At 65.5% G+C, this 8,913-nt stretch carries 9 protein-coding genes and 1 pseudogene; 8 read left to right on the plus strand and 2 right to left on the minus strand.

What is annotated here, in order from left to right; translation table 11 throughout:
• Positions 1–318 precede the first annotated feature (318 nt).
• The 3 genes from IFY26_RS17180 to IFY26_RS17190 all read left to right on the plus strand — a co-directional run bounded on the left by IFY26_RS17180 (position 319) and on the right by IFY26_RS17190 (position 2,727).
• Positions 319–1,536 (plus strand): FAD-dependent oxidoreductase, encoded by a 1,218-nt coding sequence (locus tag IFY26_RS17180; RefSeq protein ID WP_232550234.1) that lies wholly within the window; start codon positions 319–321, stop codon positions 1,534–1,536.
• Complete coding sequence (locus IFY26_RS17185) at positions 1,533–2,003, plus strand: MarR family winged helix-turn-helix transcriptional regulator (protein WP_232550235.1); 471 nt, start codon at positions 1,533–1,535, stop codon at positions 2,001–2,003. Before IFY26_RS17180 ends, IFY26_RS17185 begins: the two co-directional genes overlap by 4 nt.
• A 364-nt stretch (positions 2,004–2,367) precedes the next feature.
• A complete protein-coding gene (locus IFY26_RS17190) occupies positions 2,368–2,727 on the plus strand; it encodes a hypothetical protein (RefSeq protein ID WP_232550236.1) in 360 nt (119 codons plus the stop codon).
• 17 nt (positions 2,728–2,744) lie between these two features.
• Here the strand turns inward: IFY26_RS17190 and IFY26_RS17195 are convergent, their stop codons facing one another.
• Both IFY26_RS17195 and IFY26_RS17200 read right to left on the minus strand, forming a co-directional pair.
• Positions 2,745–3,152 (minus strand): hypothetical protein, encoded by a 408-nt coding sequence (locus IFY26_RS17195; RefSeq protein ID WP_232550237.1) that lies wholly within the window; start codon positions 3,150–3,152, stop codon positions 2,745–2,747.
• Positions 3,153–3,164: 12 nt separating this feature from the next.
• Positions 3,165–3,659: a hypothetical protein gene (locus IFY26_RS17200; RefSeq protein ID WP_232550238.1), complete on the minus strand. Its 495-nt coding sequence runs from the start codon at positions 3,657–3,659 to the stop codon at positions 3,165–3,167.
• Positions 3,660–3,924: 265 nt separating this feature from the next.
• Between IFY26_RS17200 and IFY26_RS17205 the strand changes: the two genes are divergently transcribed.
• The 5 genes and pseudogenes from IFY26_RS17205 to IFY26_RS17220 all read left to right on the plus strand — a co-directional run bounded on the left by IFY26_RS17205 (position 3,925) and on the right by IFY26_RS17220 (position 8,450).
• Positions 3,925–5,388, plus strand: a complete 1,464-nt coding sequence (locus IFY26_RS17205; RefSeq protein WP_232550239.1) for a restriction endonuclease — start codon at positions 3,925–3,927, stop codon at positions 5,386–5,388.
• A gap of 81 nt (positions 5,389–5,469) precedes the next feature.
• Positions 5,470–5,667: pseudogene (locus IFY26_RS18040) on the plus strand (helicase-related protein); the annotation flags it as partial.
• 3 nt (positions 5,668–5,670) lie between these two features.
• On the plus strand, positions 5,671–6,987 hold the full coding sequence (locus IFY26_RS18425) for an N-6 DNA methylase (protein WP_416046590.1): 1,317 nt from the start codon (positions 5,671–5,673) through the stop codon (positions 6,985–6,987).
• Positions 6,988–7,086: 99 nt separating this feature from the next.
• Positions 7,087–7,452, plus strand: a complete 366-nt coding sequence (locus IFY26_RS17215; RefSeq protein WP_232550241.1) for a hypothetical protein — start codon at positions 7,087–7,089, stop codon at positions 7,450–7,452.
• Complete coding sequence (locus IFY26_RS17220) at positions 7,449–8,450, plus strand: IS3 family transposase (protein ID WP_232550242.1); 1,002 nt, start codon at positions 7,449–7,451, stop codon at positions 8,448–8,450. Before IFY26_RS17215 ends, IFY26_RS17220 begins: the two co-directional genes overlap by 4 nt.
• The last annotated feature ends 463 nt before the right edge of the window (positions 8,451–8,913 follow it).

Consider the following 8,913-nt stretch of genomic DNA (forward strand, 5'->3'; position numbering starts at 1 on the left):
CCGCCTCGGCGGACTCCCCCCAGCACCCGAAGAATCCGGCCCGCACGGCCACTGAACCCCGCCGCCACGCCCTCCGGGAACGGGGGCCGGTTCTCCAGGAACGATCCTGAGCCGACCCAGCAACACTCACGGGCATCCATAGCCCCTCCAGAACGCTCGTCGGTTGTAGGAACCCCACAAACCTGCCCCGGCCCGAGACGATCCGCCCGCCACCCGAGCGGATGTCTCACAAAACTGTACCTTCACGAGATGCTTGGTCATCCGGCCAGATATGCAAGAACCATCGAGCGGGAATCAACCTCTTGATACTCTTGCGGCATGAGGATCATCGTGTGTGGGGCAGGTATGGGTGGTCTCGCGCTGGCACACGGACTCTCGGGGAAGGCTGAGGTCGTAGTTGTAGAGCAGGATGTCGCTGCCGCGGAGACGGGCGGGTATCGCATTAGCCTCAACGATGAAGCCTGCGGCGCACTCGCAGATTTGATCCCAGGGGCGCTGATGGAAGAAATCCGGCTGGTATCAGACACCGGGAGCGCGTTCGAGCAGTTCACCATCGCGGACTCCCAATTGCGTCCGATCGTGGTCGCGGCTGAACCCACCGGACAGGACCGCATCTTGGCGCAACGCCAAGTGCTGAGAGTCCTGCTTGCGAGGGACATCAGCGCCTCGATCCGATTTGGATCGACAGTGCGCGATGTAGCACAGGATGACACGGGTGCAGCGGTCACGCTTTCAGATGGCTCCGTTGTTGATGGTGACCTTGTGGTGGCCGCCGACGGCGCAAATTCGACGGTCATCTCTTCGTTCCTCGGCACGTCGCCCACCCGCGATCTTGGTCTCACCGGTATTGCGGGATGGGCACCGCTCGGAACAGACGACCCGCCGACCTACCTGCGCCGGGGTCCGGCCTTGGCGTTCGGGGCCGACGGCACCGGCGTCTTCCTCTCGATCTACAACCCCCCCTCGCGAGCTGCGACCGACCCGACAGTTGCGGCTTTGACCGGCGGGCCAGCTCTTATCTGGGGCACGATTAACCGCAGCGAGAGCCTCAGGGGCACCCGACACACATCGGCAGGTGACCTGGTCCAGCAGGCGGGCGCGTTGCTCACGCGATGGTCGCCCTGGCTAACCGAGCACGTGTCGGCCTCGGACCTCGAACGTGTTGCAGCGTTCAGGTTCCGGGCGGCAAACCCATCCGGACCGATCGCAGATTGGACGCCTCGCAGTGTCACAGGGCTCGGAGATGCGATCCACGCGATGCCACCGACCGGCGGTCGGGGTGCGTCGACGGCCATCTGTGATGCCGCCGACCTCGTTGATGCCATCACCGAGCATCTGGATGGCGCCCCGTTATACTCCGCACTCGCCCGCTACCAGCGTTCTATATCACCCCGGGCCCGCGCAGCGATCCGTGAGTCCCTTGGTCCCGTGCGAGTAATCAACGCTCTGCGTCATCGACCAGCGCAAGCCCTGGCCCGACCTCTGCTGAGCGTCGCGGGTGCGTGGGGACAGCGTCGCTATCGCGGCACGCCATGAAGGCGGCGCTCCGATCAGGAGGTGACCCCAACCTTGTCTTGGTGCTGTGGGAATTGCAGCAAACTGCGCGTGAAGCCGCACGTCATCTCGAGCGGACAACCAGAGCCGCGGGGATCAGCACGGCCGAGTTCGGCGTGCTGGCGTGCACAACCGATGACCCTGGGATCACGCAGGCGCAGATCGCGCGCCAACTCCATATTCGCCCTCAAGCGCTTACCGCTACCGTCAACAAGCTCCAGCGCCGCGGCCTCATCCGCGGCAGTATGGAGGGCCGTGGTCGACCATCTCACCTCACAATCACCGATCAGGGACGAACTGCCCTCGACGCCGCATGGCCATCGATCGTCGCCCTCAATGAGCCCGCTAACCTGCAGCTCACAGAGGATGCAGCGAGCTCTCTTGCCGCACAGCTCGCCCAACTGCGTGAGAACCTGGCCACGACCGGACCAGCGACAGCGCCTCGCTGACGACGTCGTCGAAGCCGCAGCGGCCATCGTCGATCACCGTCACATAGCGGCCACACAACGCCGCCACCGAGCTATCAACTCCACACCTCACCACCCTGACCACCACCACCACCCCGTGGCTGGTCCGCGACTTGGTTGCTGCCCTCCCCGCCCTCGACCCCACCGGCGACGAGCGGGCCCAGGCCCTCACCGCCATCCTCACCACCCTGACCACCACCAACCCGGAGACGGTCCGCGACTTGGTTGCTGCCCTCCCCGCCCTCGACCCCATCGAGCTCGTGGAACTCAGCTGCCCCATCGGTGAGGAACTCTGCTGGCTCCCCTTCGTCGAGGTTCCGCACGGGGAAGGATTCACCGATCACTGGTGGCACAGCCCGTCGACGAGAGGAGACGGGTCTACCGGGCCTACCGGGACAGCTCTGAGGTCGCCCGGGTCCTCGTGGACGACGACGTGGGGATCAACCCGGACTACAACAACGTCCCCGACGTCGGCGCGTCTGGCTTGGAGATCGTCTTCTTGGAGGTGCATGAGGCGCAGCGCGGATCAGGCGTGGGTCGCGCGTTGGCCGAGACCCTCCGCTGGCGCCACACCGGCCGTCGACTGGTCGCCTACGCGAAGAAGGACGCTGACGGGTTCTGGGCCACGCTGGGCTGGATTCGCCACGTGCACGCAGATCCGGCCAATAGCGACTGGCTCACGTTGTTCATCTCACCGGCCCTGTAAAGCACGCCTTCGGGCTTTCAGCCGGTGATGCGGCGGGTGACCTTGGTGTACTCGTGCTGGACCAATGTGGTGTCCCCGACTTGCGTCCACTGCCCGGCGAAGCCGTGGCCGTGGTTGAGGCCCAGGCAGGAGCAGGTGCAGTCGTCGCCGCGGGCATTCTGGCACCTGGTGTCGCACTGTTCGGTGGTGCTGTAGATGAGCGTCACGTCGACAGCTCCCCAGCGTTCGACCAGCGCCTCGACCAACGGCTGCAGGTGGTTACGCGCGATCTCCCACCGTCCTGGGTGACTCTCCGTGGCGTGAACCCACTCGGGGCGAATCCGGTCCCCCAGCCGGTCCTTCAGCCAGGATCGGTTGTCCTTCCGGTAGGGCATGCGGAGGTGCAGGCGCCCACGGTAGGGGCGGTACACGGTCGGGATTCTCATGATCGGAGCGCTTCAGGCGACAGTCGACGTCGACCCAGCTGCAGGCGGGGTCGTCTCCTCATCCCAGACAGCGAGGTAGTCGTTCAAGCCTCCGCCGAGGAGCCCGTACAGGGCTCCGAACGCGACGAACAGCAGCAACGGCGAGGTCAGTTCCTGGGCGGCCGTCGCCGGCGTCTGGGTGAGGACGGCGACCACGGCCAGCCCGATGAACGCAGCCCACGCGGCGATGAGGAGGCGGATCCACGCTGTGGCCTTCGCCCACTTCTCCAGCGAGATCGAGGCGCCCTCCTCCAGACGCCCCTTCAATCGCTGCAGCAAGAACAGCGCGAACCATGCGCCGGCCACCAAGCCGGCCACCAGGGCAATCACGACGGCAGGCGCTGCGTGCCCAGCGTTGACCAATGTGTACCCGAGGGTGACGGCCACGAAGGTGGCGATCGCAGCTACGACGAGAGCGGCCAGGCGCAGCCAACGGGTGTACTTCAACAAATCCGTGGGGGTGGACATGCCTTGAGACTAGGCCATCTCCACCACAGGATGGCGCGAGGCACGGCCGCCACCACATGCGCCAGCCCCCGCCCGCCCCACGGCCACCACGTAGTGTCGAGTGTGGCTGGTGGTCGAGCGCCTCCTAGGGGTGGGTCCGCGAGTCGACCACCAGCCCCCACCCCTCGCCGGACGCTGTGACTTCGGCGATCTCCCACGCGGAGGCGGCGCGGCGGCCACCACGTCGGTACGGTGTGAGCGAGCCGTTGATGTGTGAGGGAGCAGCGTGGCGACGAAGACGACGATCCATGACGTGATCGAGGACTTCCAGCAGGCCCCGACGAATGTGGCCAAGGGCGAGAAGTTCGAACGCCTGATGGTCGACTACTTCCACCTCGACCCGACCCTGTCGGCAACCTACGACCTGGTCGTACGTTGGCCGGACTGGGACCACCGTGAGGGCACCCACGACTCGGGCATCGACCTGGTCGCCCGCAACGCCGACACGGGTTTGTGGACGGCCGTGCAGTGCAAGTTCTTCTCCCCCAACCACTACCTGCAGAAGGGTGACATCGACTCGTTCTTCACCGCCTCGGGCAAGGTGTGGGACGGCATCACGTTCGACAACCGGATCATCATCTCGACCACCGACAAGTGGTCCAAGACTGCCTCCGACGCCCTGGCGAACCAGACGATCCCAGTGCAGCGGATCGGCCTCCCGGAGATCTCCGAGTCACCGATCGACTGGATGTGGGCGTCGAAGGACCAGCTCGAGGTCCAGCTGAAGAAGGCCGTCCGCTACAGCCTGCGCCCTCACCAGAAGGAAGCCCTCACCGCCATCCACGACGGGTTCACCACCCACGACCGCGGCCAGTGGATCTCCGCCTGCGGAACGGGCAAGACGTTCACGTCGCTGAAGCTGGCCGAGCAGATGTGCGCCGACAACGGCGGCTCCCTGCGCGTCCTGTTCCTGGCCCCCTCGATCGCGTTGGTGTCACAGACGTTGCGGGAGTGGATGGCCCAAACCCAGACCACGATCCGCCCGTTCGTGGTGTGTTCGGACACCAAGGCATCCAAGGCAGCCGAGGACATCAGCACCCACGACATCCCCCTCCCCACCACCAACGCCACCCGCCTCGTGCACGAGATGAGTCAGGTCGGACTCCGCGGCCGCCAGATGACGGTGGTGTTCTCCACCTACCAGTCCATCGACGTCGTCGCCCAAGCCCAACAACTCGCGGGTACGGACTTCGACTTGGTCCTGTGTGATGAGGCGCACCGCACCACCGGCGTCCGGCTGGCCGGCGAGGCAGACGAGTCGGCGTTCACCCGCGTCCACGACAACACCTACCTGCCCGCCGCCAAGCGGCTCTACATGACCGCCACCCCGCGCTTGTATGGGGAGGCGGTCAAGCAGAAGGCCGACGAGGCCTCCGCCGTCCTCACCTCGATGGACGATGAGGCCACATTCGGACCGGAGTTCCACCGGCTCGGGTTCGGCGAAGCCGTCGAACGGCGCCTGCTGGCCGACTACAAGGTGATGATCCTCGTCGTGGAGAACGGCGCGATCGCCCCCCGCCTGCAGGAATCCCTCGCCACCGTCGACCACGAGCTCGCCCTGGATGATGCCGCCAAGATCGTCGGCTGCTGGAACGGCCTCGCGAAACGCACCCAGGACGGCGACTTCGGCACCAACCCGACCCCCATGAAGCGCGCGGTGGCGTTCAGCCAGAACATCCGCGCCTCCTAAGCGTTCGCCGACGCGTTCCCTCAAGTCGTCGACACCCTCACCAACACCGGCGACGACGAGGGCCCCACCTGTGAGGTCCAGCACGTCGACGGGAGCATGAACGCCATGATCCGCGGCGAGAAGCTCGCCTGGCTCAAGGCACCCATCCCTGATGGCGAGTGCCGCGTCCTCACCAACGCCCGCTGCCTGTCCGAGGGCGTCGACGTGCCCGCCCTCGATGCGGTCATGTTCCTCCACCCCCGCAACAGCCTGGTCGACGTCGTCCAGTCCGTGGGCCGCGTCATGCGCAAGGCACCCGGCAAGGAGTTCGGCTACGTCATCCTCCCCGTCGCCATCCCCGCCGGCCTCGCCCCCGAAGAAGCCTTGAAGGACAACAAGCGATTCAAGGTCGTCTGGGACGTTCTCAACGCCCTCCGTTCGCACGATGACCGGTTCAACGCGATGATCAACACCATCGACCTGGACAAGTCCACCAACGGCAAGGTCACCATCGACTTCATCGGCAACCACGCCGCCACCGACACCGAGGGCGGCACCGACAAGCCGACCAAGCCCGGCGTGCAGCTACCGCTGTTCGCCCTGCAGGACTGGAAGGACTCCATCCTCGCCCGGATCGTGAAGAAGGTCGGCGACCGGGAGTACTGGGACCAGTGGGCCGACGACGTCGTCCACATCAACGCCAACCAGACCGCCCGCATCACCACCATCCTCAAGACCGCCGACCAGCGGCTGCAGGGCGAGTTCGAAGCATTCCACCAAGGCTTGCGGGACAACCTCAACGACAGCATCACCCTCGAAGCCGCCGTCGACATGCTGTCCCAACACCTCATCACCCGCCCCGTGTTCGAAGCCCTCTTCGCCCACGACAGCTTCGCCGCCCACAACCCCGTCTCGATCACCATGCAGAAGATGGTCGACGCCCTCGCCGGCCACGGCCTCCACGCCGAAACCGCCCAACTCGACAAGTTCTACGCCTCCGTCCGCCGCCGCGCCGAAGGCATCCAAAGCGCCGGCGGCCGCCAACAGGTCGTCAACGACCTGTACGAACAGTTCTTCAAGAAGGCCTTCCCCAAACAGTCCGAGAGCCTCGGCGTCGTATACACGCCCATCGAGATCGTCGACTTCATGCTCCGCGCCGCCGACGACGTCTGCCGCCAAGAATTCGGCTACGGCCTCACCGACCAGGACGTGCACATCCTCGACCCATTCACCGGCACCGGCACCTTCATCGTACGACTCCTCCAGTCCGGCATCATCCGACCCGAAGACCTCGCCCGCAAGTACACCAGCGAACTGTGGGCAAACGAGATCATGCTCCTCGCCTACTACATCGCCTGCGTCAACATCGAAACCACCTACCAAGCCATCGCAATCGCGAACGAACCGGAAGCTGCCGACCACTCCTACCAGCCCTTCCCGGGCGCCACCCTTACCGACACCTTCCAGATTATCGAGGACGGCGACCGGGCGGACACCTCGCTCATCCCCGTGAATAGCGAGCGCATCGAATCCCAGCTCGCGGCCCCTATTCGTATCATTGTTGGCAACCCCCCCTACTCAGCCAAGCAAGACTCTGCCAATCCCTGTGCGTCAGGCTGAGGTGAGACACCGCCACTGAGTTCGATCCCTTGCACGGGGCGAGAAGCGAGACACCTGATGACCATGACTTTGGCAGATGCCGCCCTCGATGATGGAGCGGTGAGCCCACGAGCTGATCGACCTAAGCGACGCACGTTCACGGCCGAGTACAAGGCGCAGATCGTGGCCGAGTACGAGGCGGCCGACCACGGCGAGCGGGGCGCGATCCTGCGCCGCGAGGGTTTGTACTCCTCGCACATCACGGAGTGGCGCAAGGCCGCCGAGGCCGGCGCGGTGTCGGCGCTCGGACCCAAGGCTGGCCGTGATCGTCGCGATCGTGAGATCGACGCGCTGCGGAGGCGTGCAGAGAAGGCCGAGGCCGAGCTCGCGCGGACCAGGGCGGCGTTGGACATCGTGGGAAAAGCACACGCGCTCTTGGAGACGCTCTCCGAGAGCACGGGCACGCCGAAGCCGCCGCAGCGGTGATCCACCCCGCTGTCGACGAGCTCACCGCGCATGTCCCGGTCACGCGAGCCTGTGAGCTGGTGGGGCGTGCCCGTGGCAGCTACTACCGCGCCAAGCAGCCGCAGGTTCACGGGCCGAAGTCGAAGCGCCCGGCTCCGCCCAACGCCCTGACCGAAGCCGAGCAGACCCAGGTCATCGAGGCGCTGACCAGTGCGAGGTTCTGCGACAAGTCGGTGGCCCAGACTTGGGCCACGCTGCTGGACGAGGGCACCTACTGGTGCTCGATGTCCACCATGCACCGGCTGCTGCGCGCACACGGCGCCTCAGGTGAACGGCGTCGCCAGGCCACCCATCCGGCAAGGAAGAAGCCCGAGTTGCTGGCCACCAAATCGGGGCAGATCTGGAGTTGGGACATCACGAAGATCCGTGGCCCCGGCCGCGGGATCTGGTTCCAGCTCTACGTCGTGCTCGACATCTTCTCTCGCTACGTCGTGGCGTGGACCGTGCAGACGGTCGAGGACTCCGAGATCGCGAAGACGATGCTCGAGGAGGCGATGGGCGTCCACGGGATCCCCGACGCGGTCCACGCCGACCGGGGCACCTCGATGACCTCGAAACCCGTTGCCCAGTTGCTGCTCGACCTCGGCGTCGACCGATCCCACTCCCGACCACGGGTGTCGAACGACAACCCCTACAGCGAGGCCGCGTTCAAGACCCTGAAGTACGCGCCCGTGTTCCCCGACAACTTCCGGTCCCTGGCCGATGCCAGGGCGTTCTGCGAGGCGTTCTTCGCGTACTACAACCACGAGCACCGTCACTCCGGGATCGGACTCCACACCCCTGCCTCAGTCCACTTCGGCACCGCGACCGAGATCCGCGCCCAACGTCAAGCGACCCTCGACGCTGCACACGCGGCCCACCCGCACCGCTTCGGGACCCGCCGACCCCAAGCACCCAAGCTGCCCACGGCAGCCTGGATCAACCAGCCCTCACCGGAGGCCCTCATACAGACCGCCTAACGAGACGTGTCTCAGACTGCTTGACATCTTCCGAATGACGACAACGCCAACCTGAGCTACCCAAGCTTGGACCGAAGGATTGCAGAGACCTTCCTGGCGCAGGGTGCGGGCAACGCTCGGGGCAACATGTACGACTCCTACCTCCGCGCACTTCGATGGTCCCTTGACCGTCTGGGGGACACTGGCGTCTTGGTGTTCGTGGCGAACAACAGCTGGATCGATGGGGCTGCTGCGACGGGCGTTAGAAGAACACTTGCTTCCGAGTGTGCAGCAGTGTGGGTCCTGAATCTGAAGGGAAATCAGCGCACGGCAGGCGAGACCTCAAGACGGGAGGGTGGCAAAGTATTCGGCATGGGGTCACGCGCCGGTGTGGCCGTGTTCTTGGCCATCAAGCGTCCTAGCGACTCGTTCCGGGTGGCGTATCGAGGCTCTTCACACTTCCGGTGGGGGTGGCGGGGTGAGT

Origin of the sequence: Propioniciclava soli, assembly GCF_014858005.1 — a bacterium.
GTDB classification, from domain to species: Bacteria; Actinomycetota; Actinomycetes; order Propionibacteriales; family Propionibacteriaceae; genus Propioniciclava; species Propioniciclava soli.